This is a genomic window from Nocardioides zeae (assembly GCF_030818655.1).
In the GTDB taxonomy this organism is placed as follows: domain Bacteria; phylum Actinomycetota; class Actinomycetes; order Propionibacteriales; family Nocardioidaceae; genus Nocardioides; species Nocardioides zeae_A.
Genome location: NZ_JAUTAN010000001.1, coordinates 2,998,771 through 3,023,501 on the forward strand (window position 1 = coordinate 2,998,771; position 24,731 = coordinate 3,023,501).

A 24,731-nucleotide genomic window follows, 5' to 3' on the forward strand; every position below is an offset into this window, starting at 1 on the left:
TATTCTCCCGTTCACTTGTGCTGGCCGAAGCTCAACGTCGTGTTTCGGTCCCCACCCCCTCAGGGAGGAGACCATCGTGAGTGCACTCCTGCTCCTCACCAGCGCCCTGCAGCCCTCGGTCGAGGTGCTGCCGGGTCTCGCACTGCTCGGCCACTCGGTCAAGATTCTTCCAGCCGAGGGCAGCGCCCTGCTGGAGGCCCCCGACGCCGACCTCGTGCTCGTCGACGGCCGACAGGAGCTGGCCCACGCCCGCGACCTGTGCCGCCTCATCCGCACCACCGGGTCGGACGTGCCGGTGCTCCTGATCGTCACGGAGGGCGGGCTCGCCGTCGTGGCCGCCGACTGGGGCATGGACGACGTCCTGCTCCACACGTGCGGTCCGGCCGAGCTCGAGGCGCGCATCCGCCTCTCGATCGGTCGTCTCGCCGCGCAGCGCGAGGCGGACGACCCCGAGGCCCACGTCATCCGCTCCGGCGAGGTCGTCGTCGACGACGCGACCTACACCGCGAAGCTCGGTGGGCGGCCGCTCGACCTCACGTTCAAGGAGTTCGAGCTCCTCAAGTTCCTCGCGCAGCACCCGGGCCGCGTCTTCAGCCGGCAGCAGCTGCTGCAGGAGGTCTGGGGCTACGACTACTTCGGCGGCACCCGCACGGTCGACGTCCACGTGCGTCGCCTGCGCGCCAAGCTCGGCCCCGAGCACGAGACGCTCATCGGCACCGTCCGCAACGTGGGCTACCGCTTCGTGCTGCCGACGAAGGAGAAGGCGGCGGAGGCCACGGTCCCCGCTGACGCCTGATCCGGGCACACCGTTCGTCCGACGGCCCTCCGACCCCCGTGGTCGGGGGGCCGCCGTACGCTCGGGCCATGGTCGAGACGCGCGACACGACGACGTTCACCGTCCGTGAGGTCGCCGACCTCGACTCCCGCGCGCGCGACGACGTCACGGGCGTCGACGCCGACGTCCGCACGACGTTCGGCGGGGGCGCGCTCGACGAGGCGGGCCACCGCCACCTGGAGCACCGCGGTCTCGAGGGCGCGCGCCTCTGGCTGGCCGCGGCCACCGGGCCCGACGGCCGCGCACGACCCGGCGGCTTCGCGTTCCTCAGGGACACCGGCGCGGAGCACGACCTCACCCTCGCGGTGCGGCCGGCGGTGGCCGGCCACGGCATCGGTACGGCGCTGGCCGAGGCCGCCCTCGCCGACGCGACCGGCGGACGGGTCGTCGCGTGGCGGCACACGACGGACGAGCGGGCCGACCGGCTCGCGGCCCGGACCGGCTTCGCCGTCGTGCGCGAGCTGCTCGTCATGGAGCGGCCCGCGACCGGCCTGCCGCCCGCCGTCGAGCGCGACGACGTGCGGATCCGGGCCTTCACGCCCGACGACCGCGACGACCTCCTCCGCATCAACGCGGCCGCGTTCGCCCACCACCCGGAGCAGGGCGCCATGGACGAGCGCGACCTGGCGGAGCGGATGGCCCAGGACTGGTTCGACCCGGCCGGTCTCCTCGTCGCGGAGGACGCCGCCACCCGCGCGGTGCTGGGGTTCCACTGGACCAAGACGGCCCGACGGCCCGGTGACGCCGGGCCGGAGGGCCCCGGCGCGGACGGGGAGGTCTATGTCGTCGGCGTCGCCCCCGAGGCGCAGGGCCGCGGGCTCGGCAAGCTCCTCACGCTCGCGGGACTGCACCACCTGGCGTCGTGGGGCGTGGAGCGCATCGAGCTGTACGTCGAGGGCGACAACGCCACTGCCCGGGCGGTCTACGCCGGGCTCGGCTTCGAGGTCGTGGCGACCCACGTGCAGTACGCCCGCGCGGCGTCGACCGCCTGACGCTGCTCGGGCTCAGCCCGCGCGCTGGGCGCGCTCGGCGCCCACGGCGGCCAGCACGGCGGCCGCGATCGCACGGGCACCCTCACGGGTCGGGTGCGCCCCGTCCTCGGACAGGCCGGGCCGCCAGCGGTCCTCGCCACCCTCGCCGACGGCGTCCACCGTCTCGACGAACGGGACGTCCAGCTCGGCCGCGAGCTCCCGCTCGGCGGCGATGAGCGGACCCACGTCCCCCCAGTCGTCGCGGTCGAGCGGCGGCGGCGAGATGACCCACACCGCGGCCCCGGCGTCCTGGGCGGACGTCACCATCGAGCGCAGCGAGTCGAGCGAGTCCTCGACCGGGATCCCGAGCCGGACGTCGTTGGTGCCGCCCATGATGACGACGGCCCGCGGGTCGCGCTCCAGGACGTCCCGGTCGAACCGCGCCTCCATCTGGCCGAGGGTCTCGCCGGAGATGGCGGCGTTCGCGACGTACCGCCACGGGGTGCGGTCGTCGACCACGACGTAGCGCAGCCACGACGCCTTGCCGGGGAGGTCGGTGAACTCGTCGGTGTCGGCCTGGCTGATGGAGTCGCCGATGAAGACGGTCGGGACGCCGTGGGTGCTGGCCTCGACGCGGACCGCCTCGTGGACGAGCAGGCCCGTCAGTGCCGCCAGCGCCACTCCCCCGGTGGCGACGCGACGGACGAGCGGGCGGTTCACGTGTCGGCCTCCGCGAGACCGCTGGCCAGCGCGTCCGCGACCTCCGCCACGGCCGCGGTGTTGCTGGCCCCGAGGGCGACCCAGTTGGCGAAGCCGTGGATGAGGCCGTCGAACCGGCGGACCCGGACGGGCACGCCGGCGTCGGCCAGCTTCGCGGCGTAGGCCTCCCCCTCGTCCCGCAGGGGATCGAAGCCCGCCGTGGCGACGTACGCCGGAGCGAGCCCCGCGGGCAGGTCGGCGAAGAGCGGGGACGCCGCCGGGTCGGTGCGCTGCTCCTCGACGGGCAGGTAGTGGGCCGCGACCCCGTCCATGAACTCGGTCGTCAGGTAGAACCCCTGGCCGAAGAGCCGGTGGGAGGCACTCCCCCGCGTCATGTCCGTCGCCGGGTAGACGAGCAGCTGGAACGCGAGCGGGATCTCGCGCCGCGCGGCCTCGATCGCCACGGCGGCCGCGAGGTTGCCGCCCGCGGAGTCGCCCCCCACCCCGATCCGCCGGACGTCGGCGCCGAGCCACCCCGCGTTGGCGCTCACCCACTCGAGGGCGGCGAGGGCGTCGTCGTACGCCGCGGGGAACGGGTGCTCCGGGGCCAGCCGGTAGGCGACGGAGAGCACCCGCACGCCCGCGCGCTCGGCGAGGAACCGGCAGAGCGGGTCGTGGCTGTCGAGGTCGCCGTAGAGCCAGCCGCCCCCGTGGAAGAAGACCAGCAGGGGGTCGCCGTCGCCGCCGTCCTGGACGAGACGACCGCTCGGGACGTAGAGCCGGCCCGGGAGGTCCGCCACGCGGCACGGGCGGACGGCACCGATGGGCTGGTCGCCGCCGGCCAGGGCCGCCTGGGCCCGCAGCACGGCCCGACCGTGGGCGATCGGGAGGTCCTCGACGACGGGCTCGCGGGCGAGGCGGCGCAGCCGCAGGACGAGCTGGGTGTCGAGGTCGAGCTCCAGCCCGTCGACCCGCACGGGCGGGCCGGCGAGGCGTCGCTTGACCGGCTCGGGCAGCCGCAGCAGCGCCGCGACCGAGGCACGGCGGGCCGCGGCGACGACGGCTGCGGGGCGGGTCGGGAGGGACACGGCGGTCACGTTACCCGCCGGTTCGGTCGCCCGCCGGAGGTCCTGGCGACCCTGTGGAAAACGACACCGGCCGTTCACCCGGCAGTGGGAGGATCTCCGACATGACCGACCCGTCCGCCCTCGCAGCCCACGTCTCCGGATCCCTGGACGACGGGCCGCCCGAGGCTGCTCTGGCCGCCGTCGGCGGCGACACGTTCGACGTGGACCCGCCCTACACGCCCGACCCGGAGGCGCTCGCCGCCGTCGAGAAGCACGGCGACCGCTTCCTCGACCGCGAGGTCTCCTGGCTCAAGTTCAACCAGCGGGTGCTGGAGCTGGCGGAGGACCCGTCGCTGCCGCTGCTCGAGCGGGTGCGCTTCCTGGCCATCTTCGCGAGCAACCTCGACGAGTTCTTCATGGTGCGGGTCGCCGGTCTCAAGCGACGGATCGCGGCGGGCGTGGCGGTGCGCGCGGTGTCCGGGCTCCTGCCCCGCGAGGTGCTGAAGGAGATCTGGGCGACGACCAGCGAGCTGATGGAGCGGCACGCGCGGGTCTTCCGCGAGGAGATCACGCCCTCCCTCGAGGCCGAGGGCATCCAGCTGGTGCGGTGGGAGGACCTCGACCGGGAGGAGCAGAAGCACTGCAAGCGGCTGTTCCGCGACCGGGTGTTCCCGGTGCTGACGCCGCTCGCGGTCGACCCGGCGCACCCGTTCCCCTACATCTCGGGCCTCTCGCTCAACCTCGCCGTCCTGGTGCGCAACCCGAAGTCGGGCAAGGAGCAGTTCGCGCGCGTGAAGGTGCCCCCGATCTTCGACCGCTTCGTGGCGGTGGGCAACCAGCGGTTCGTGCCGCTGGAGGACGTCATCCGCGAGCACCTCAAGCGCCTGTTCCCCGGCATGGAGGTGCTGCAGGTCCACACGTTCCGCGTGACCCGCAACGAGGACCTCGAGGTCGAGGAGGACGACGCCGAGAACCTGCTGGCCGCGCTGGAGAAGGAGCTGCTCCGCCGGCGGTTCGGGCCCGCGGTGCGCCTCGAGGTCGAGGAGTCCATCGATCCCGCCGTGCTCGAGCTGCTGATGTCCGAGCTCGGCGTGCGGGAGGAGGAGGTCTTCCGCCTCACCGGCCCCCTCGACCTGCGCGGGCTCAACGACATCGCCGACCTCGACCGGGAGGACCTGAAGTACCGGGCGTTCGTGCCCACCACGCACCCGCTGCTCGCCGAGGTGGAGTCGAGCTCGCCGGTGGACGTGTTCAAGGCGGTGCGGCGCAACGACGTGCTCCTCCACCACCCCTACGACTCGTTCGCCACGTCGGTGCAGCGGTTCCTCGAGCAGGCGGCCGCCGACCCGCACGTGCTGGCGATCAAGCAGACGCTCTACCGCACGTCGGGCGACTCGCCGATCATCGACGCCCTCATCGACGCGGCCGAGGCCGGCAAGCAGGTGCTCGTCATCGTCGAGATCAAGGCGCGGTTCGACGAGACCAACAACATCCGGTGGGCACGCAAGCTGGAGCACGCGGGCTGCCACGTGGTCTACGGCCTGGTCGGGCTGAAGACCCACTGCAAGCTCTCGCTCGTGGTGCGCGACGAGCCCGACGGCATCCGTCGCTACACCCACATCGGCACGGGCAACTACAACCCGAAGACGGCGCGGCTCTACGAGGACCTCGGCCTCCTCACGGCCGACCCGCGCATCGGCGAGGACGTCGCCCACCTGTTCAACAACCTGTCCGGCTTCTCGCGCAACGCGTCCTACGACGAGCTGCTCGTCGCCCCCGACTCGGTGCGCACCGGCCTCGTCGAGCAGATCCACGCCGAGATCGCCCACCACCAGGCGGGGCGTCCCGCGCGGATCCGGCTCAAGGCGAACTCGGTCGTCGACGAGGCGATCATCGACGCGCTCTACCTGGCCTCGCAGGAGGGTGTGCCCGTCGAGCTGCTCGTGCGGGGCATCTGCGCCCTGCGGCCCGGGGTGCCCGGCCTGTCCGAGACCATCACGGTGCGCTCCGTGCTCGGCCGGTTCCTCGAGCACAGCCGCGTCTTCACGTTCGAGGCCGGCGGCGAGCCCCAGGCCTGGATCGGCTCGGCCGACATGATGCACCGCAACCTCGACCGTCGCGTCGAGGTGCTGGTGCGTCTGCCGTCCGCCCTCGGCGCCCGCGTCGAGAGCCTGCTCGACCTCGCGTTCGATCCCGACACGAACGCCTGGGAGCTCGACGCGGACGGCGTGTGGAACCGCAACACCGGCTCGGTGCACCTGCAGGAGAGCCTCGTCGACCGGCAGCGGCGCCGCCGGTCCTGACGCCCGTCGGGCGTGCGGTACGGCGCGGGCTCCCCCCGCGCCGTACCGCGAGAACGCGCGCGCGACCCCCGCGGTTTGTGACGCCGGAGTGACGTGCCCCTAGCATGGGGCGGCCGGTTCCCATCCAGCAGGAGAAGTCGTGGCTTTTCGTTTCCGCCCGGTCGAGGGTGCGTTCTTCGACCTCTTCACCCAGCAGGCCCAGCACCTGACCGTCGGAGCCGGCCTGCTCGCCGAGATGCTGGCCGACGGCGCCGACCACGAGGACGTGGCGCGCCGCATGCGGGATGCCGAGCACGCTGCGGACGAGACCACCCACGAGATCGTGCGGAAGGTGAACAGCACCTTCATCACCCCGTTCGACCGTGAGGACATCTACGGCCTGGCGTCGGGGCTCGACGACGTCATGGACGAGATGGACGAGGTCGTCGACATGATCCTGCTCTACGAGGTGAAGTCGCTGCCCGCCGAGCTGGGCGCCCAGGTCGAGGTGCTGCAGCGCTGCGCCGAGCTGACGGCCGAGGCCATGCCGCGGCTGCGCACCATGCAGGACCTCTCGGAGTACTGGATCGAGATCAACCGCCTCGAGAACGCCGGCGACAAGAACCACCGCCGCACGCTCGCGAACCTCTTCAGCGGCAACTACAAGGCGCTCGAGGTGCTCAAGCTGAAGGACATCGTCGAGGCGCTCGAGCGCGCCGTCGACGCCTTCGAGACCGTGGCGAACACCGTGGAGCAGATCGCGGTCAAGGAGTCCTGACGACGTGGAGCTCACCATCGTCATCGTGGTGGTCGTCGTCGCCCTGGTCTTCGACTACACGAACGGCTTCCACGACGCGGCCAACGCGATCGCGACGTCGGTCTCCACCCGGGCGCTGACCCCGCGCGTGGCCCTCGGCATGGCCGCTGTCATGAACTTCGTCGGCGCGTTCCTGGGCCAGGAGATCGCCAACACCGTCGCCTCGGTGATCACCATCCCCGATCCGACGACGCAGTCCGCGGCCGTGCACGGGTTGGTGATCGTGCTCGCGGGCCTCCTCGGCGCGATCACGTGGAACCTGGTCACCTGGTACTTCGGCCTCCCCTCCTCCTCGTCCCACGCCCTCATCGGCGGACTCGTCGGCGCTGCCATCGCCGGTGGCGCCGGCGTGAAGTGGGACGTCATCGTCGAGAAGGTCGTCATCCCGATGATCGCCTCGCCGCTGTTCGGCTTCGGCGCGGCGTTCCTGCTGATGCTGGCGATCATGTGGATCTTCCGCCGGCGCAAGCCCGGCCCGACGCAGCGCGGGTTCCGGGTCGCGCAGACCGTGTCGGCCGCCGCGATGGCGCTCGGCCACGGCCTGCAGGACGCCCAGAAGACGATGGGTGTCATCTTCCTGGCGCTCGTCACCGGCGGCTTCGCCGCCCAGTCCGACGGCCTCCCGTTCTGGGTCATCTTCTCGGCCGCCGCGGCGATCTCGCTGGGCACGTACGCCGGCGGGTGGCGCATCATGCGCACCCTCGGCCGCCGCATCATCGACCTCGACCCCGCCCGCGGCTTCGCCTCGGAGACGGTCGCGGCCGGCGTGCTCTACACGACCGCGTTCGTGTTCGAGGCGCCCATCTCCACCACGCACACCATCACCTCCGCCGTCATGGGCGCCGGTGCGACCAAGCGCTTCTCCGCCGTGCGCTGGGGCGTCGCGAAGTCGATCGTCGCCGCCTGGGTGCTCACCTTCCCCGCCGCCGGCCTCGTCGGCGCCGCGGGGTACTGGGTCGCGCACGTGCTGTTCGAGGTCGCGCCCTGACCCGCTGACGCTGGTTCCGTTCGCTGGGGCCGCTGCTCCCGGACGCCGGGGCCCTCTCGGACGTCATGCGCTGCGGTGGCGCGGCGCTGCTGCGTACTCCCTGACGTTCGGCACCGTGTTGCGTCGACACGGCGGCGTGTTGGGTGCACAACGTCAGGGACTATCCCCGGCTCGGCTCGATTCCCGAACCGAGCCGGCACCGCCTCACGAGGCGGATCGGTACCCCAGCAGGCGTACCCGGTCGTCGAGTGACAGCGCCCGGCGGGCCTCCACCGAGTCAGTCGGGGTCCACCACACCGGCGGGTCCACCGTCCACGATTGCTCGCGCCCTCCATCGCGGCTCGCTCGAGCGCGCTCCCAGATCCTCTGCAGACGTAGCGCACGAGCGTGGCGGTCTGCCCCTGCGACGATCGTCGCGTACTCCAGGCCGGCCGCCCGGAACCGCTCCTCCCGGTCCACGTCGTTGCGCCTCCGGACGGCATCGAGATGGATCACGCCGTCGTACTCGACCGCCAGCCCCACGGTCGGCTCCAGCAGATCCGGTGTGCCGAGATGGCGGCCCCGCCGGTCGAAGACAGGCCGATTCGTCATGACCGGCGGGAGGCCCGCGAGCTCGTGCCAGTCCCATCGGAGGTCGGACTCCGGCGGCGACCACACATTCTCGTCGACCAGCGGCACGGCGTCGCGGAGGATGCGTACGCCGGTGCGCCCGGTCCAGCGCCGTACCTGCTGCTTGAGCTCCGCCACCGAGACGAGGTCGTCGTACGCCGCCATCTCGGCAACGCGTACCGCTGCCCGCACGGATGACGACCACCGCATCTCGTCGGCGACCGCGCGGCAGGGAGTCGTGACCCGCACGCCGTCGACGACCGTGACTTCATCAGCGCGAAACGCTTCTGCTGACAGGCGGACTCCGGCTCGAGGGCGACGATCGAAGGTAGAGATCACCACCGCGACCGGCGCGCGCGATCCGTCCCCGCGTTCTCCGTCGAACCAGCGCGCGCCGCGCCACGTCAGGGCTGCCCACCCGGTCACGGCACCGGCGTGGCCCGCGAAGCAGGCCGCGGCCTCGAGGACCCGCTGCTCGGGCGATCCGTCGTCGACTCCCGCAGGGACGTAGAGGCCGCGGTGGGCGCGCCTCCAACCGCGCCGGAAGCTCGACCGGGGGAAGCCCTCCGTCCCGTCGTCCGCCCGGACCGGCACGCTGAGGTGGGGTCGGGCCACGGCGATCGCCCGTCTCAGGTCGGCAAGCGGTGAACGGTCCACCCGACGAGCGTGCGCCGCTTCCGCGCGCGCCGCCACCGGCCATCCACAGGCCCGCGGGGCCAGGCTGTTGCCCCTCTTCGGCGGTAGTCCCTGACGTTCTGCATCCGACATGCCGCCCTTCGGGCGCGACACGGTGCGAAACGTCAGGGACTACCGCCGGAAAGGGGGCGGCAACGACGACAGCGACCGCGCGACACGCACGAAGGCCCGGCCGGCCACGGGCGACCGTGGCGGGCCGGGCCCTCGGGAGCGGATCAGCCGAAGCGGCCCGAGATGTAGGCCTCGGTGGCGTCGTTGTCCGGGTTGGCGAACATCTTCTCGGTCGAGTTGAACTCGACCAGGTGGCCGGGCTGGCCGGCGCCCTTGAGGTTGAAGAAGCCCGTCTCGTCGGAGACGCGGGCCGCCTGCTGCATGTTGTGGGTGACGATCACGATCGTGAACTGGGTCTTCAGCTCGTGGATGAGGTCCTCGATCGCCGACGTCGAGATCGGGTCGAGGGCGGAGCAGGGCTCGTCCATGAGGAGGACCTGCGGCTCGACCGCGATGGCCCGGGCGATGCACAGGCGCTGCTGCTGGCCGCCGGACAGGCCCATCCCGGGCTTGCCGAGACGGTCCTTCACCTCGCCCCACAGGTTCGCGCCCTTGAGGGAGCGCTCGACGATCGCGTCGGCCTCGCTCTTCTTCATGCGCTTGTTGTTGAGGCGGTTGCCGGCCAGCACGTTGTCGTAGATCGACATCGTGGGGAACGGGTTCGGGCGCTGGAAGACCATGCCGATCTGGCGCCGCACGGCCACCGGGTCGACGTTGGGGTCGTAGAGCGACTGCCCGTCGACGGAGACCTTGCCCTCGACGCGCGCGCCGGGGATGACCTCGTGCATGCGGTTGAGCGAGCGGAGGAAGGTCGACTTGCCGCAGCCGGAGGGGCCGATGAAGGCGGTGACCGAGCGTGCCCGGATGGTCATGTTGACACCCTGCACGGCGAGGAAGTCGCCGTAGTAGATGTCGAGGTCGGAGACGTCGATGCTCTTAGCCATGGTGGTGGGAGTTCCCTCTCAGCCCTGCTTGGGCGCCAGAATCTTGCCGAGTACGCGAGCGATCACGTTGAGCAGCATGACCAGCACCATCAGCACCAGTGCGGCTCCCCAGACGATCTCGATGTTGCCCTTGTTGCGCTCCGAGAAGATCAGCACGGGCAGGGTGGTCATGCTCCCGTCGAACGGGTTGAAGTTGGTGCGCTGCACGATGCCGGCGATGAGCAGCAGCGGCGCCGTCTCACCGATCACGCGCGCGACGGCGAGCGTGACACCGGCGATGATGCCACCGACCGAGGTGGGGAGCACGACGCGCACGATCGTGCGCCACCGCGGGGTCCCCAGGGCGTACGCCGCCTCGCGCAGGTCGTCCGGGACCAGACGCAGCATCTCCTCGGTCGCCCGCACGACCGTCGGGATCATGAGCAGCGACAACGCGACCGCGCCGCCCAGCCCCGACTGGTAGCCCGCCCCGAAGAGCAAGGTGAAGAGCGCGAACGCGAAGAGGCCGGCGACGATCGAGGGGATGCCGGTCATGACGTCGACGAGGAACGTGACGACGCGGGAGAAGGTGTTCTTCTTGCCGTACTCGATGAGGTAGATCGCGGTGAGGATGCCGACCGGCACCGAGATCAGCGCGGCGACGCCGGTGATGACCAGCGTGCCCATGATCGCGTGGTAGACGCCGACCGGCTGGTCCAGCGACGTCCGGTAGAAGCTGTAGGTGAAGAACGTGCCGCTGAGCGCCTGGGAGCCCTCGGCGACCACGGTCCACACCAGGCTGACCAGGGGTGCCAGGGCGACGAAGAAGGTCGCCCAGATGAGACCGGTCATGAGTCGGTCCGTCGCGGAGCGACGGTTCTCGACGACGAGCGACCAGACCGGCAGCGCGACGATGAAGACCAGCGCGCCGATCAGGACGGAGGAGACCGTCCCGAGACCGATCACCACGCCGGCGACGGCGACGGCCGCGGCGACGGCACCCACCATCAGGGGCGCCTGCCGGGGCAGGCGGCCGTGGGTGAGCGTCGGGAGCGACGCGGGCGGGGACTGGATGCTCATCCGGCAAGCTTCCTCTCGCTGCGGGCCACGGCCCACCGGGCCGCGAAGTTGATGGCGAACGTCAGCAGGAAGAGCACGAGACCCGTGGCGATGAGCACCTCGAGGGTGCCCTCCGACCGCTCCCGGTAGCGCAGCGCGATGTTGGCCGCGATGGACGGGGTGTTCGAGCCGCTGAACAGGTTGAAGGTGAAGAGCGTTCCGGGCGACAGCACCATGACGACCGCCATGGTCTCGCCGAGCGCGCGACCGAGGCCGAGCATGACGGCCGAGATGACACCGGACCGACCGTACCGGAAGACCGTCATCCGGATCATCTCCCACCGCGTGGCACCCAGGGCGAGGGCGGCCTCGCGGTGGAGCCGCGGCGTACGGGCGAAGACCTCGCGGCTGATGGCCGTGATGATCGGCAGGACCATGATCGCCAGCACGATGCCCGCGGTCGAGATCGAGCGGCCGCTGCTCACGACGTCACCGAAGAGCGGGATGAAGCCGAAGTGCTCGTGGAGCCACTCGTAGATCGGCACCAGCCGAGGCGCCAGGTAGATGCCGGCCCAGAGGCCGTAGACGACCGACGGCACGGCGGCGAGCAGGTCGATCACGTAGGCCACCGGCGTGCTGAGCCACGACGGGGCGTACTGCGTGATGACGAGCGCGATGCCGATCGCCAGCGGCACCGCGATGATCAGGGCGATCAGCGAGGCCACGATCGTGCTGGCCAGCAGGGGCCACACGTAGCCCCAGAAGCTGGAGCCGTACTTGGAGTACACCTCGGCCGGCTGCGTGAAGCCCGCGAACCCCTGGGTGAACAGGAAGACGAAGACGCTGGCCAGCGCCAGGAGGATCAGTGCGGCAGCAGCGATCGTGAGGGCCTTGAAGATCGCGTCGCCGCGGCCCGAGCGCTCGGAGATCCAGGACGGCGACGGGTCGCCGCCGGCTGGCGCTTCCTTGGTGGTCAGGATGGTGCTCACGGGCGAGGTCTCCTCCGGGCGACGTGAGAATCGGTGCAGTGGTCCGTGCACGCGCCCGGGGGTGTGACATCGTCACACCCCCGGGAGCGCCGTGCAGGAGCAGTCTGGATCAGCCGGCCGAGATGTTCTCGACGATCCCCTGGGCCTCGGTCGCGACCTCGGACGAGAGCGGCGCGGAGCCGGCGGCGTCGGCCGCGGCCTGCTGCCCCTCGTCGGACACGATGTAGGACAGGTAGCCCTTGACGTTGGCGGCCTCGGTGTCGTCGTCGTAGTTCTCGCACGCGATCAGGTAGGACAGCAGGATCACCGGGTAGGCGCCCTCCTCCGTCGTGGTGCGGTCGACGTCGGTCGCCATGTCGGTGGCGTCGCGGCCCTCGACGCGGGTCGACACCGCGACGACCTGGGCGGCGCCGTCGGCGGTCGGGGCGCTGAACGTGTCACCCACGCCGACCGACACGGTGCCGAGGTCACCGATCTGGCTCTCGTCGGCGTAGCCGATCGTGTTCTCGGTGTTCGTGATGAGCTCGACGACACCCGAGGTGCCCTCGGCCGCCTGCGACTGGCCGCCCGAGACGGGGAACGCGTCCTCGGCCTCGTAGGGCCAGTTGTCGGGCGCGGCCTTGCCCAGGTAGTCCGTGAAGTTCTTCGTGGTGCCCGAGTCGTCGGAGCGGTGCACCGGCGAGATGTCGGCGTCCGGCAGGTCGGCGTCCGGGTTGTCCTCGGCGATCGCCGGGTCGTTCCACTTCGTGATCTGGTTGTTGAAGATGTCCGCGATCACCGCGGGGCTGAGGTTGAGGCTGTCGACGCCCGGCACGTTGAACGCGATCGCGATCGGCGACACGTACGCCGGGATCTCGATGACGTTGCCGCCGCAGCGGTCGCCGGCCTCGCCGAGCTCGTCGTCGCTCAGGTAGGAGTCGGAGCCCGCGAACGACGTGGCGCCGTCGATGAACTGGCCGCGGCCGTCCGTCGAGCCGATGCCCTGGTAGTCGACGGTCAGGTTGCCGTCGTTGAGGCCCTGGATCGCGGTCGCCCACGCCTCCTGTGCCTTCTCCTGCGAGGTGGCGCCGGCGCCGCGGAGCTCGCCCGAGAGGCCCGAGGCGGCCGAGGGGGCGTCACCGCTGCCGGCGCCGTCCGAGCTGCCGCCCTCGTTGCCGGCACCGCAGGCCGAGAGGGTGAGGGCCAGAGCGGCCACACCGGGCACGACGTAGCGGAAGGAAGTGCGCTTCACTGCGGGTCTCCTGAGGTCTGCTGAGGATCACTGAACGAACTGACGCACGGAACGTAGGGAGACTTGGTGTACGGATCCGTCGGCGTCAGTGAACGAGCAGTGAACGGTGGTGACCCATCGGCAGACGCGAGGTCGGGCAGACGGTGAGCATCGGGTGAACTGGACCGGTGCACCCTTGACGGCATGACCTGGACCACACTCACCGTTACGCGGTCGTGACCTCCGTGGCGACGACGCGGCCGCGGCGGTGGTGGACGACGAGCGCCGCGCCCTTGTCGAGGGCCACCGGCGCGACCCCGAGCGCGTCGAGCACGAGCGGCAGCACCGGGCGGTGCGTGCACAGGACCGTGCGAGGCTCCTCGAGCAGGCGCGCCACCAGACGACGCACCCCCGCCGCGTTCGCGTCCTCCTCGCTCAGCACCGGCTCGAGCCGCGGCGTGAGGTCCTGCGCGTCGAGGAAGGGCTGCACGCTCTGCACGCAGCGCGTGCTCGGGGAGCTCACGACGGAACCCACGCCGTACGCCGCGAGCAGCGGCACCCAGCGGCGCGCCTGGTCGTGGCCGCCCGCCAGCAGGGGGCGCACCCGGTCGTCGGCGCGCCAGCGGTCGCGCGAGCGGGAGAGGCCGTGGCGGAGGACGACGAGGGTCGACGTGCGCCGCGGGCGGGCCATCGCCTCGTCGAGGGTGGCGACGTCGTGGGGGTAGGTGAGGCGGTCCCGGGCCTCGGCGACCGGCACCCAGGCGGCCTCGTCGATCTCCTCGCCGCGCCGGTAGCCGGCCACCTCGTCGTCGCCGACCACGCGGGCGGACCAGTAGGAGACCGTCTTCGCGCGGGGGCCGCCACGACCGACGACACCGTAGTGCTGGTCGGCCAACGGGGCGCCCAGGCGGACCCGGAGCCCGGTCTCCTCCTCGACCTCCCGCACCGCGGTCGCGACCACGTGCTCCCCGCGGTCGACCTTGCCCTTCGGGAAGGACCAGTCGTCGTACCGCGGACGGTGGACGAGGAGGACCTCCTTGCCGGGTCGCGTCACGACGGCACCCGCCGCGCGCACGGCCGGCCGGTCGCCCGCACCGGTCCCGGCGGACGGCGGCAGCTGCTCGCGGGGGACGGACCCGGGGAGGCGGCGCGACATGGGCACCATCCTCACACCCCGGGCCCGAGACTCCCGGACGGGCGGAGGGCTCAGTCGTCGTCGGGGGTGACACCGAGGATGCGGTCGATCTCCTCGGTCGTGAGGTGACGCTCGGAGCGGCTGGCCGCGACCATGAGATTGGTGGTGAGCTCGACCTCGCCCAGCAGCACGGAGTCCTCGAGGGTCACGTCGAACTGGTCGTTCACGGCCTCTCCTCCCTCGCGTGCGCGGACACCGGAGGGACGGTGCCCGCGGCCACCGGTGGGAAACCTCCGGGGAGGTTAAGGAACGCGTCGGCCCCGGTCGCCCGGGGGCGGGCGGTCGGCGTCAGGACGCGTCGGCCGACGCGAGCGCGGCGGCGAGCGAGTCGTGGATGACGAAGACCTTGGCGAGGCCCGTGATCCGGAAGATCTTGAGGAGCCGGTCCTGGCTGCAGATCAGCTGCAGGGAGCCGTTGTTGGCGCGGACCTTCTTGAGACCGCCGACGAGCACGCCCAGCCCGGTCGAGTCGAGGAACTCGACGCCCTCCATGTCGATCACGAGGTCGTAGGTGCCAGCGGCCACGAGCTCGGTGATGCGGTCGCGGAGGCGCGGCGCCGTGTAGACGTCGATCTCGCCACCGACGGCGACGATGGTCTTGCCATCGGCCTCGCTGGTCGCAAGAGTCAGGTCCACGTCGTCTCCTCAGGCACGCGGGTGCATGCATCGGGCCACTTGCCGGGCACCGTACCCGAGAAGGTGCCCGGCCTATCAAACCATGATCCCCCGACGGGCCGCAGGAGGACGCCGGAACCGCTGTGCCGGGCCCCGCCGATGCCAGCAACGTCGGTGCCGCTTGCCAGACTCCCGCCCCATGGACGGTCGCGGTGAGCACGAGGCGGGGCACACCGCCTCGCCCGCGGCGTCCCTGGCGCGCCTGACGTCGCCGCACGACCGCTCCGAGCGCCTGCGGCACGTCCGCGTGCTGCCCCGGCGGGAGGCCGTGACCGCCGCGTGGCCCGACTGGGTGCACCCCGCGGTGCGCGACGGGTACGCCGCGGAGGGGGTGGCCGCGCCCTGGGCCCACCAGCGGACCGCCGCGGACCTCGCCCACGGCGGGACCCACGTCGTGCTGGCCACGGGCACGGCGTCGGGCAAGTCGATGGGCTACCTCCTGCCGGCGCTCACGACCCTGCTCGACGCGCGCACCTCCCGCGGCACCCGCGGGGCGTCCACCCTCTACGTCGCGCCCACCAAGGCCCTGGCGTCCGACCAGCTCGCCGCCGTCGAGCGCCTCGGCACCGGCGTGCGCGCGGTCACGCACGACGGGGACAGCCCGACGGAGCTGCGGGACTGGACCCGGGACCACGCCGAGTACGTCCTCACCAACCCCGACATGCTCCACCACTCGCTCCTGCCCGGGCACCACCGATGGCCCGCGTTCTGGCGGGGGCTCCGGTACGTCGTGGTCGACGAGTGTCACCACTACCGCGGGGTCTTCGGCGCCCACGTCGCCCAGGTGCTGCGGCGGGTGCGGCGCATCGCGGCCCACCACGGCAGCGAGCCCACCTTCGTGCTCGCCTCGGCCACGGCGGCCGAGCCCGCCGACACCGCCCACCGGCTCACGGGTCTCGACGTCGTGCCGGTCACCGAGGACGCGTCGCCGCGGGGCAGCGTCACCCTCGGCATGTGGCAGCCGCCGCTGACGTCGCACCAGGGCGAGAACGGCGCACCAGTGCGCCGCGCCGCCGGCTCGGAGGCGGCCGACCTGCTCACCGACCTCGTCGTCGACGGAGTCCGCACGCTCGCCTTCGTGCGGTCGCGGCGGGGCGCCGAGCAGGTGGCCCGCACCGCGAGGGAGCACCTGGCCGACGTCGACCCGGGCCTGCCGGCGCGGGTCTCGTCGTACCGCGGCGGCTACCTGCCCGAGGAGCGGCGCGAGATCGAGCGGGCCCTGCGCTCCGGCGAGCTGCTGGGCCTCGCGGCCACGAACGCGCTGGAGCTCGGCATCGACGTGGCGGGCCTCGACGCCGTGCTCGTCGTCGGCTTCCCCGGGACGCGCGCGGCGCTGTGGCAGCAGGTCGGGCGCGCGGGCCGGGCGCAGCAGGACTCCCTGGGGCTGCTCGTCGCCCGCGACGACCCGCTCGACACCTTCCTCGTCGCCCACCCCGAGGCGCTCCTGGACGCGCCCGTCGAGCAGACGGTGTTCGACCCCGACAACCCCTACGTGCTGGCGCCGCACCTCTGCGCGGCCGCCGCCGACCAGCCGCTCACGGACGCCGACCTCCCGCTCTTCGGGCCGACGGCCCCGGTGCTCCTCGACCAGCTCCTCGCGGCCGGCCTGCTGCGGCGTCGGCCGGCGGGCTACTTCTGGACCGACCGACGGCGGGCGAGCGACCTCGCCGACCTGCGGTCGAGCGGCGGCGCGCCGGTGCAGCTCGTGGAGGCCGGGAACGGCCGCGTCATCGGCACGGTCGACGCCGCGCGGGCGCACGGCGAGGCGCACGAGGGCGCGGTCTACGTGCACCTGGGCGAGACCTGGCTCGTCGACAGCCTCGACCTCGACGAGCACGTGGCGGTGCTGCAGCGGTCGGACCCGCCGTACTCCACCTCCGCCCGCGAGGTGACCGACATCCGCATCGTCGAGGAGCAGCGCGGCGTCGACTGGGGCGGGTGCCGCCTCGCGTTCGGGACCGTCGACGTCAGCCACCAGGTGGTCGCCTTCCTCCGCCGTCGCGAGCCCGGGGGCGAGGTGATCGGCGAGCAGGCCCTCGACCTCCCCGTGCGGTCGCTCCGCACGGCCGCCGTGTGGTGGACCGTCCCGCCCTCCGTCGTCGCCGACCTCGAGGGCCGCGGGGTCGCCGCCGGGGACCTCCCCGGCGCCGCCCACGCGGCCGAGCACTGCTCCATCGGCCTGCTGCCGCTCTTCGCCACCTGCGACCGCTGGGACATCGGCGGCGTGTCGACCGTCGTCCACCCCGACACCGGGAGGCTGACCGTCTTCGTCCACGACGGCCACCCCGGTGGAGCGGGCTTCGCCGAGCGCGGCTTCGAGGCCGCGCCGGACTGGCTCCGCGCGACCCGGGCGACCATCGCGGACTGCGAGTGCACGGACGGCTGCCCGTCCTGCGTGCAGTCCCCGAAGTGCGGCAACCAGAACAACCCGCTGGACAAGCACGCGGCGCTGCTGCTGCTCGACGCGCTGCTGCGTCATGCGCCGCCCCCGGCGCCCGGCGGACGGGCCGGACCGGCCGGACCGGCGCGGGCCACGCCCTCGACGACGGCCTCCCACCCGCCCGGGTAGTCCCGGCGCACCGCCACCACCACCCGCACGTCGCGGTCCAGCACCTCGCAGGAGGTCAGCTCCGCGCCGTTGCGCCCGGCCGTCGCCGCGGCGGCCGCGCACGGGTCGCCCTCCGCGACGGCACCGGCACCCGCGAGCGCCGCCAGGTCGGCGGCCGCCTGGGCCCGGCGGTGCTCGACGAACAACCCCGCCCCCACCGCGAGGACCACCGCGACGGCGCCCAGGACGGCAACCATCGCCAGCGCCGTCACGGTGGCCGCGCCGCGTTGGTCGCCGTGGACGTGGCCCGACACCCTCACTGCTCCTCCCGGGCGGCCACCGCGGTTGCGCTCAGCGGCACCGAGGGCGCCCAGGCGAGGAGGGAAGGTCCCTCGACCCGCACGTGCACGGTCGCGGTCACCTCGGACTCCCCCGTCGCCACGGTCACCGTCGCGCCGTCCGGAGCCACCCGCCGGCCCGCCGCGACGCTCGCGGCCGTGCCGTCGTCCCGCGCCGCGGCGCGGGCGGCCTCGCGCGCCGCGTCGACGACCTGGACCTGCACGAGCGCCAGCCCGACCATCCACGTCAGCGCCAGGGTGACGAGCACCAGCAGCGGGAGCACCATGACGGTCTCGGCCGTGACGGCTCCCCGCTGGTCCCGGCGCCGACCCGCGCGGAGGCGGGCCGGGAGGACGCACCCGCTCCGCGCGGGTCGGCGCCGGCCCATCAGCCGATGCCGATGAGTCCGAGCACGTGCTCGAACATCGACGTCAGCATCTGGTTGCCGAGACCACCGGTGAGCAGCTGGTAGGCCAGGCCGGCGAGGCCGGCCCCGGCGGCGGTGCCCACGGCGTACTCCGCCGTCGTGATCCCCCGCTGGTCGCGGGCGCCACCGGCGCTCCGGCCCAGCAGCCGCGCGACGCGTCGCCGCGCGCTCCACGTGAGGTGCATGGTCATCCCCCTTCCGGTCGGTGGGACCGTCCCGCCGACCTGGGACGACCCTCGCCCGTCGACGGGCCCCGCGGTCGGGACGACGACCAGGCTGGGGACGACGGGCTCCCCGGGGCCGCCTGGGGAGAGCGAGCGGGTCACCACCGCAGTCCCTCCACAGCGGCCGCGACGAGCGGCACGATCCCGAGCAGGAGAAACGCCGGCAGCAGGCACAACCCGAGGGGAACGGCCGCGCGGACGCCCACCGCCCGCGCACGGTCCTCGACCCGGGCGCGCGCCTGCTCGTCGAGCTCCTCGGCCAGGGCGGCCACGGCGTCGGTGACGACCATGCCCGCCTCGTGCGAGCGCGCCATGACGCGCGCGAGCGGCGCCAGCCCCGGGCTGTCCGCCGCGAGCCGGGTCCACACCTCGCCCGCGTCGAGGCCCAGCTCCAGGCGAGCGGCGACGGGGGCGAGCTCGTCGGCGGCAGCGCCCGGTAGCGCCGCACGCGCCGCTCCGAGCGCCGTGGCGGGCCCGGAGCCCGACGCCAGCGCCGCCCCGAACAGCTCGACGAAGGCCGGGAGCTCGCGCACCAGGCGGGCTCGTCGTCGCCGCGCCTCCGCCGGCTCCGCCCGCCGCAGCAGCACCCACAGCCCCACCGCGGCGGCTGCGGCCGCAGGCCACGCGAGCGGCCCGCTGAGGAAGGTGCCGACACCGAGGGCGGCGGAGGCACACCAGAGCGGGGCCAGCCGCCGCACACGGTCGTCCCGCGGGGCCGGCGGACCGGCGGCGGGCGGTGCGGGCCCGCCGACCCGCGGCGGTACGGCGAGGGCGACCGCCGCCGCGGCCCCCACGGCCGCGAGGAGGACGAGGCCGGTCCCGTCGCTCACCGGACCTCCAGGACGTCGTCCGCGATGCGCTCGATCCACAGCAGGCCGGCCGCGCCGAACGCCAGCCCGGCCGCCAGGCAGCCGAGCCCCAGGGGCGTGACGAGGAGGAAGTGGACCGGGTTGCCGCCCGTCGTGCCGCCGACGAGGAGGGCGACGAGGGGCAGGCCCGCCATGAGACGCGCCGTGGCTCGAGCCGAGGCGAGCTCGGAGGCGACCACACGACGGGTCGCCTCCGTCCCGCGCACGAGCCGGGCGACCCGTGCGAGGGCGTCAGCGAGCCCGGCACCCGTGCGGGCGCTGATCTGCCACGCCGCGGCGACCAGGTCCAGCGCGTCCGCGCCGGGCGTGGCGGCCAGGGCCCGCCACGCGGCGACGGTGTCGGCCCCGAGGGCGTCGGCGCGACGCACGGCGTCGACGGCGGGCCACTCCTCGCCCGCCGCCGCGAGGGCGACGGACGGCGCACGGCCCGCCCGCAGCTCGCCCGCCAGGAGCTCGCAGAGGCCGACGACCCGCTCCCGGTTACGCGCGGCCGCCCGGCCCTCGCGCCGACGCCGCAGGAGGGTGCGCGCTCCCAGCACGACACCGGTGGCCAGCAGCGCCCACACCGCGGCCCGGACCCCGCCGACCACGGCCGCCGCCGTGCCCGCCGCGGCGACCGCCGCGGCGACGGCGGTGCGCCGACGAGGTGCGGGCCCGGCCCCTCCACCCGCCACCGGCCCCGCGCGCCCGGGAGGCGTCGCCGGGCTCGGTCGCCACCCGACCAGCACCGCGGTGGCCGCCGCCGTCGCGGCGAGCAGCAGTCCACCGGCGTCGGGGACGGCGCTCACGACGGCTCCCCCGCGTCGCGGTCGAGCAGGCGCGCGAGCCGGTCGACACCCGCGTGCTCGACGAGGCGACCGGCGGCGTCGAACGCGACGGCGACCCGGGTCTCGACGAGGCCGTCGTCGCGGCGTACGGGCACGGCGACCTGGGCGAGCCGCCGGCGGCCGTCACGGCCGCGTGCGACGTGGAGCACGACGTCGAGCGCGGCGGCGACCTGCGCGTGCGCCGCCGCCCGGCTGAGCCCGGCTGCCTGGGCGAGCGCCTCGATGCGGGCGACGACGTCGCCCGCCCCGTTGGCGTGGATGGTGCCGCAGCCGCCCTCGTGGCCGGTGTTGAGCGCCGCCAGCAGGTCGACCACCTCGGCGCCGCGGACCTCGCCCACGACCAGGCGGTCCGGTCGCATGCGGAGCGCCTGCCGCACGAGCGTGCGGACGGTGACCTCGCCGGCGCCCTCGACGTTCGGGGGGCGGGCCTCGAGGGCGACCACGTGGGGGTGGTCGGGCCGCAGCTCGCTCGCGTCCTCCACGAGGACGATCCGCTCGTCGTGGGGCACCAGGCCGAGCAGGGCGCCCAGCAGGGTCGTCTTGCCCGTGCCGGTGCCGCCGCTGACGAGGAACGCGAGCCGCCGGGCGACGACGCGCCGCAGCAGGCGCGCCCCGGGCCCGCTGACCGCACCGCGGGCCTCGAGGTCCTCGAGCCCGAACCGGCCGCGCGGCGGCACCCGGAGGCTGACCAACGTGCCCGGGCGCGCGACCGGCGCCAGCACGGCGTGGAAGCGCGTGCCGTCGGCGAGGCGGGCGTCCACGTGGGGCACCGCGTCGTCGAGCCGCCGGCCGGCCTGCGCGGCGAGACGCTGCGCGAGCCGCCGCACGGCGGCCTCGTCCGGGAACCGGACGTCGGTGAGCTCGAGACCGCGACCGACGTCGACGTAGACCTCCGCCGGGCCGTTGACGAGGACGTCCGAGACGCCGGGCCGGAGGAGGAGCGGGTCGAGCGGGCCGGCCCCGAGCACCTCCCGACGCAGCTCCTCGTGCACGGCGAGCACCGTCGCGTCGCCGACCGGGCGGCCCTGGGCCCGCAGCGCGGCCGCGACCCGTGCCGGCGTGACGTCGCCACCCTCACCGGCGAGCCGCTCGCGCACGAGGTCGACCAGCGGGCCGACCGCGCCCACCGCGGCGCTCATGCCGCCCCTCCCGCCGACCACCGCGGCGCGTGCTCGGGGAGCAGGGCGAGCACGTCGCGACCAGCGCGGACGAGGCCCCGCGATGGCCGGAGGCCACCGATGCCGAGATGGACGTCCTCGACCGCGCGGCGACGCTCGGGCAGGCGCGCGACGACGGGGGCTCCGACGGCACCCGCCACGACGGCCTCGTCCGCGGCCCGCCCGCGGAGCACCACGCCCACCGGGACGCGGGCGCCGAGGCCGTCGACCCGGAGGCCCGCGGCCACCAGTCCCGGTGCGGTGCCCGGCACCACGACCACCGCGAGGTCGCTGCGGGCGAGCACGTCGTCGGCCACCGGCGTCCTCGCGGCGCCCGACGTCGACGACGACCGTGGCGTGCGCCTTCGCAGCCGCCGCCAGCACCTCGGCCAGCACCGCGGGGTGGGGCAGCGGCCGGTCCGCACGCCCCCGTCCACCACCGGTGCCGCGGCCCGCGTCGTCCCAGGCGAGCACCCGCAGGCCTCCGCGACCGGGCAGCGCGTCACGCAGCGCCGGACCGCTGAGGCGGCCGACGACGTCGTCCAGCGCGGACCAGCGGATGCCCGCGACCGTCTCCAGGCCGAGCACCCGGTCGACGCCCGCTCCGGCCGGGTCGAGGTCCACCACGAGGGCCGGAGCGTCCTCGGCGGCGAGGAGCCCCAGCAGGCAGGCCAGCGTCGTCGCCCCGGCACCGCCCGTCGCCCCGGCCACCGCGACGGTGCGCGCGGCGTGCGGCACCGCCTCCTGCGCGGCCAGCAGCTCCCCCAGCCACGCCTCGCCGTCGGGCAGCACCACCACGCCCTCGGCCCCGAGCCCCAGCGCCGCTCGCAGCGCCTCCTGCCCGACCTCCGCGCTCGCGACCACGTGCACCTCCGCGCGCCGCGCCGGGCGCCGCTCCGCGAGCTCGACCGCGACGTCCTGGCCGACCAGCACGAGCGGGGCCCGGCGCCAGGCGGCCAGCGCCTCGGTGGCACCGGCGGTCACGTGCAGGCTGGTGCCGGACGCCGCGGCCAGGCGCTCCACCCGGGCCGCCAGCGCGGCCGCCCGGGTCACGAGCACCGGGCGGGTCGGGGGCGGCGGGGCAGCGCGGAGCTCGGCGGCGGTCGGACCGGGGCGACGGCGTCTCATGGGTCCGACGATGCGTCGGGGGCGGGGCGCGGCGTACCGCTCCGGGCGGACCTGGGGACGAGCACGTCCGGCAGGGCGCCTGGGGACGGGGAGCGGGCCCGCGGACGACCCGGAACGTTCCACCTCCCCAACGCCCGGCGGAGGGGGGAGCGTGGGCTCCCTGGCCCCAGGTCCCCGCTCCCCGTCGAAAGGCGGCCCCCCGTGCCCGACGTCCCGTCCACCGCGCTCCCCCCGCACGTCGCCCTCCGGATCGCGGTCACCACGGGGCGACGCACCACGCGCAGCGACCTCGTCGTCGTCGGCAGTCGCGGCTCCGTCCACACCCCGCTGGGCTCGCCCGACGCGACCATCAGCGAGTTCCCCGTCAGCCGGCTCTGGCCCACCGTCCGCGCGCTGCTGCCCGCCGACAGCGTGGCGCGCACGGCGCCCGCCGTCACCCCCGCAGCCGACCGCGTGCCCGTCGACGCGGAGGAGACGGCCGTCCTGCCCGCGCTGGTGCGCCACGCGGTCACCGTGACGGTGACCGCCCGCCCGACCGGCACCGACGCACGGTCGAACGGGCCGCGGACGCGCGACACCCTCGCGCTGCGCACGTGGCTGCTGACCGCGCGGGACCTGTACTCCGTCACGGCCGCCGCGGACGGCTCGACCACCGTCCTGCGGGAGCGCGCCGGGGCGATCGCGGCGACCCTGCAGTGGGACGTGGCCGGGGCGCTCGACCACCTCGTCGGCACGCTCGCCGCGACCGGGGCGGCCTGATGAGCACCGTCACCCACGGGATGGACACGGCGGCCGGTCTGGCCGCCGCGGACGACCTGACGGGCGGGGCCGCGCAGATCGACGCCCTCGCCGCGCGGCTCGACGCCGCGCTCGCGGACTTCGACTGGTGGGGCCCGGACGCCGAGCGGGTGCGCTCCGACTGGTCGTTCACCCAGCGCCCCCACCTCGAGCTGGTGGCCGAGCACCTCTCCGAGCTCGCCCTCCGGCTCCGGGCGGAGGCGGACGAGCAGGACCGCGCGTCCGGCGGCACGGGCGAGGGCGGCACGGCGCCGGCCGGCCCGGGAGCCGCCCCGCAGCGCGGTCTGCTCGACCGCATCGGCGCCTGGATCGGTGACCGCCTGCAGGCCGGCGGCGTCGCCCTCGGGCGCTTCCTGGGAGCGGCGACCGACCTCCAGGGCAAGGTGGTCGACGTCCTGACCGGCCAGCGCGACTGGAGCGTGTCCGCCATCGCGGCGAGCGCGCTCGGCACGGTCGGCACCGCCCTCGGGGTCGGCGTGAACCTGGGCACCGGCGTGGACCAGCGCTGGCTCGCGGGCGGCCGCGGCGTGGCCGGCGACCCGGTCGCGGTGCCGACGTCCGACACCGGGCTCGGCCACCGCCCCGCCCTCGAGGCGCCACGCTCCCTCGACACGATCATGCAGTCGGTGACGGACGCCTACGCGAACGGCACGGCCGAGGGCAGCAACGGCGAGGTGCGCATCGTGCGGGTCGACAACGGCACCGGGCCCCCGGCGTACATCGTCAACGTCCCCGGCACCGAGACCTGGACGCCGTCGGCGGGGAGCATGCCGCGCGACCTGTCGGCGAACCTGCAGCTCATGGCCGGCAACCCGACGGCGGCGGCCGAGAGCGTCCGGGCGGCCATGGAGCGCGCCGGGATCCCCCCGGACTCCCCGGTGCTGCTCGTGGGGCACTCCCAGGGCGGCATGATCACCGGCCACCTGGCGACCGACCCCGCCTTCCGGGAGCGGTTCAACGTGACCAACATGGTCACCTACGGCGCCCCGGTCGACCACCTGGACGTCCGCGGCGTCGACGTCCTGCAGATGGGCCACACGCTGGACCCGGTCCCCCGCACCGACCTCGAGGGCCTCGGCACCTCCCACACCCCGACCAGCCGGCACGTCGACCTGCCGAGCCCGGGCGCGTGGAACGACGTGCTCACCAACCACAGCCACGAGGCCTACATCCGCTCGGTGCACGACGCGCTCGCGTCCGACACCCCGCTCGGGGCGGAGCTGCGGGCCTACCAGTCCTCGGGGTCCATGGCGCCGTTCCTCGTCGGGCCCGACGGCTCGGGCCGCCGGGCGACCGCCGTCGACGTACCGGTCCAGCGGCTTCCCGACTGAGGGGTCCCGCCGGCCGC

24 protein-coding genes are annotated in these 24,731 nt (G+C 74.3%); 8 read left to right on the forward strand and 16 right to left on the reverse strand.

The genetic code is table 11. The features are described from left to right. Nucleotides 1-76 precede the first annotated feature (76 nt). Together QE405_RS14240 and mshD are read left to right on the forward strand one after the other, a co-directional pair. On the forward strand, nt 77-796 hold the full coding sequence (locus QE405_RS14240) for a response regulator transcription factor (RefSeq protein ID WP_307201866.1): 720 nt from the start codon (nt 77-79) through the stop codon (nt 794-796). A 68-nt stretch (nt 797-864) separates the two neighbouring features. Further along, the gene (gene mshD, locus QE405_RS14245) at nt 865-1,827 is read left to right on the forward strand and encodes a mycothiol synthase (RefSeq protein ID WP_307201868.1); all 963 of its coding nucleotides are present in this window, start codon (nt 865-867) and stop codon (nt 1,825-1,827) included. 12 nt (nt 1,828-1,839) lie between these two features. Here the strand turns inward: mshD and QE405_RS14250 are convergent, their stop codons facing one another. Together QE405_RS14250 and QE405_RS14255 are read right to left on the reverse strand one after the other, a co-directional pair. Further along, nucleotides 1,840-2,526, reverse strand: coding sequence for a GDSL-type esterase/lipase family protein (locus tag QE405_RS14250; protein ID WP_307201869.1), 687 nt, complete (start codon nt 2,524-2,526; stop codon nt 1,840-1,842). Further along, nucleotides 2,523-3,593, reverse strand: a complete 1,071-nt coding sequence (locus QE405_RS14255; protein WP_307201871.1) for an alpha/beta hydrolase — start codon at nt 3,591-3,593, stop codon at nt 2,523-2,525. Before QE405_RS14255 ends, QE405_RS14250 begins: the two co-directional genes overlap by 4 nt. A 101-nt stretch (nt 3,594-3,694) precedes the next feature. On the opposite strand from QE405_RS14255, the gene QE405_RS14260 reads away from it, so the two are divergent. The 3 genes from QE405_RS14260 to QE405_RS14270 all read left to right on the forward strand — a co-directional run bounded on the left by QE405_RS14260 (nt 3,695) and on the right by QE405_RS14270 (nt 7,659). Next, complete coding sequence (locus QE405_RS14260; protein WP_307201873.1) at nt 3,695-5,875, forward strand: RNA degradosome polyphosphate kinase; 2,181 nt, start codon at nt 3,695-3,697, stop codon at nt 5,873-5,875. Nucleotides 5,876-6,014: 139 nt separating this feature from the next. Continuing rightward, nucleotides 6,015-6,632, forward strand: a complete 618-nt coding sequence (locus QE405_RS14265; protein WP_307201875.1) for a DUF47 domain-containing protein — start codon at nt 6,015-6,017, stop codon at nt 6,630-6,632. A 4-nt stretch (nt 6,633-6,636) separates the two neighbouring features. Beyond that, nucleotides 6,637-7,659, forward strand: coding sequence for an inorganic phosphate transporter (locus QE405_RS14270; protein ID WP_307201877.1), 1,023 nt, complete (start codon nt 6,637-6,639; stop codon nt 7,657-7,659). 204 nt (nt 7,660-7,863) lie between these two features. On the opposite strand, the gene QE405_RS14275 is transcribed toward QE405_RS14270, so the two are convergent. From QE405_RS14275 to QE405_RS14310, 8 genes are all read right to left on the reverse strand, one after another. Beyond that, the gene (locus QE405_RS14275; RefSeq protein ID WP_307201878.1) at nt 7,864-8,925 is read right to left on the reverse strand and encodes a hypothetical protein; all 1,062 of its coding nucleotides are present in this window, start codon (nt 8,923-8,925) and stop codon (nt 7,864-7,866) included. A 254-nt stretch (nt 8,926-9,179) separates the two neighbouring features. Next, complete coding sequence (gene pstB, locus QE405_RS14280; protein ID WP_307201880.1) at nt 9,180-9,959, reverse strand: phosphate ABC transporter ATP-binding protein PstB; 780 nt, start codon at nt 9,957-9,959, stop codon at nt 9,180-9,182. A gap of 18 nt (nt 9,960-9,977) precedes the next feature. Beyond that, nucleotides 9,978-11,018 (reverse strand): phosphate ABC transporter permease PstA, encoded by a 1,041-nt coding sequence (gene pstA / locus QE405_RS14285; RefSeq protein ID WP_307201882.1) that lies wholly within the window; start codon nt 11,016-11,018, stop codon nt 9,978-9,980. Further along, the gene (gene pstC, locus QE405_RS14290; protein WP_307201884.1) at nt 11,015-11,986 is read right to left on the reverse strand and encodes a phosphate ABC transporter permease subunit PstC; all 972 of its coding nucleotides are present in this window, start codon (nt 11,984-11,986) and stop codon (nt 11,015-11,017) included. The genes pstA and pstC overlap by 4 nt, the downstream gene beginning before the upstream one ends. A gap of 109 nt (nt 11,987-12,095) precedes the next feature. Then, complete coding sequence (pstS, locus tag QE405_RS14295) at nt 12,096-13,217, reverse strand: phosphate ABC transporter substrate-binding protein PstS (RefSeq protein ID WP_307201886.1); 1,122 nt, start codon at nt 13,215-13,217, stop codon at nt 12,096-12,098. Between the two features lie 205 nt (nt 13,218-13,422). Then, nucleotides 13,423-14,352 carry an NUDIX hydrolase gene (locus tag QE405_RS14300; protein WP_307201887.1) on the reverse strand — a complete coding sequence of 310 codons (930 nt, stop codon included), beginning with the start codon at nt 14,350-14,352 and terminating at the stop codon, nt 13,423-13,425. Between the two features lie 50 nt (nt 14,353-14,402). Continuing rightward, nucleotides 14,403-14,558, reverse strand: coding sequence for a hypothetical protein (locus QE405_RS14305; RefSeq protein ID WP_307201890.1), 156 nt, complete (start codon nt 14,556-14,558; stop codon nt 14,403-14,405). 121 nt (nt 14,559-14,679) lie between these two features. Then, the gene (locus QE405_RS14310; RefSeq protein ID WP_163772616.1) at nt 14,680-15,027 is read right to left on the reverse strand and encodes an STAS domain-containing protein; all 348 of its coding nucleotides are present in this window, start codon (nt 15,025-15,027) and stop codon (nt 14,680-14,682) included. 178 nt (nt 15,028-15,205) lie between these two features. Between QE405_RS14310 and QE405_RS14315 the strand changes: the two genes are divergently transcribed. Next, nucleotides 15,206-17,635, forward strand: coding sequence for a DEAD/DEAH box helicase (locus tag QE405_RS14315; protein ID WP_307201894.1), 2,430 nt, complete (start codon nt 15,206-15,208; stop codon nt 17,633-17,635). On the opposite strand, the gene QE405_RS14320 is transcribed toward QE405_RS14315, so the two are convergent. From QE405_RS14320 to QE405_RS20985, 6 genes are all read right to left on the reverse strand, one after another. After that, nucleotides 17,542-17,928: an Rv3654c family TadE-like protein gene (locus QE405_RS14320; RefSeq protein WP_307201896.1), complete on the reverse strand. Its 387-nt coding sequence runs from the start codon at nt 17,926-17,928 to the stop codon at nt 17,542-17,544. The genes QE405_RS14315 and QE405_RS14320 overlap by 94 nt on opposite strands. 2 nt (nt 17,929-17,930) lie before the next feature. After that, a complete protein-coding gene (locus tag QE405_RS14325; RefSeq protein WP_307201897.1) occupies nt 17,931-18,341 on the reverse strand; it encodes a TadE family type IV pilus minor pilin in 411 nt (136 codons plus the stop codon). Continuing rightward, nucleotides 18,341-18,565, reverse strand: a complete 225-nt coding sequence (locus QE405_RS14330) for a DUF4244 domain-containing protein (protein ID WP_307201899.1) — start codon at nt 18,563-18,565, stop codon at nt 18,341-18,343. The genes QE405_RS14325 and QE405_RS14330 overlap by 1 nt, the downstream gene beginning before the upstream one ends. A 137-nt stretch (nt 18,566-18,702) precedes the next feature. After that, nucleotides 18,703-19,434 carry a type II secretion system F family protein gene (locus tag QE405_RS14335; protein ID WP_307201900.1) on the reverse strand — a complete coding sequence of 244 codons (732 nt, stop codon included), beginning with the start codon at nt 19,432-19,434 and terminating at the stop codon, nt 18,703-18,705. Further along, nucleotides 19,431-20,261, reverse strand: a complete 831-nt coding sequence (locus QE405_RS14340; RefSeq protein WP_307201902.1) for a type II secretion system F family protein — start codon at nt 20,259-20,261, stop codon at nt 19,431-19,433. The genes QE405_RS14335 and QE405_RS14340 overlap by 4 nt, the downstream gene beginning before the upstream one ends. Continuing rightward, nucleotides 20,258-22,585, reverse strand: coding sequence for a TadA family conjugal transfer-associated ATPase (locus QE405_RS20985; protein WP_373459468.1), 2,328 nt, complete (start codon nt 22,583-22,585; stop codon nt 20,258-20,260). The genes QE405_RS14340 and QE405_RS20985 overlap by 4 nt, the downstream gene beginning before the upstream one ends. A gap of 201 nt (nt 22,586-22,786) precedes the next feature. Between QE405_RS20985 and QE405_RS14355 the strand changes: the two genes are divergently transcribed. Next, nucleotides 22,787-23,344, forward strand: a complete 558-nt coding sequence (locus tag QE405_RS14355) for a hypothetical protein (RefSeq protein WP_307201904.1) — start codon at nt 22,787-22,789, stop codon at nt 23,342-23,344. Beyond that, a complete protein-coding gene (locus tag QE405_RS14360) occupies nt 23,344-24,714 on the forward strand; it encodes a hypothetical protein (protein WP_307201906.1) in 1,371 nt (456 codons plus the stop codon). Before QE405_RS14355 ends, QE405_RS14360 begins: the two co-directional genes overlap by 1 nt. Nucleotides 24,715-24,731 lie beyond the last annotated feature (17 nt).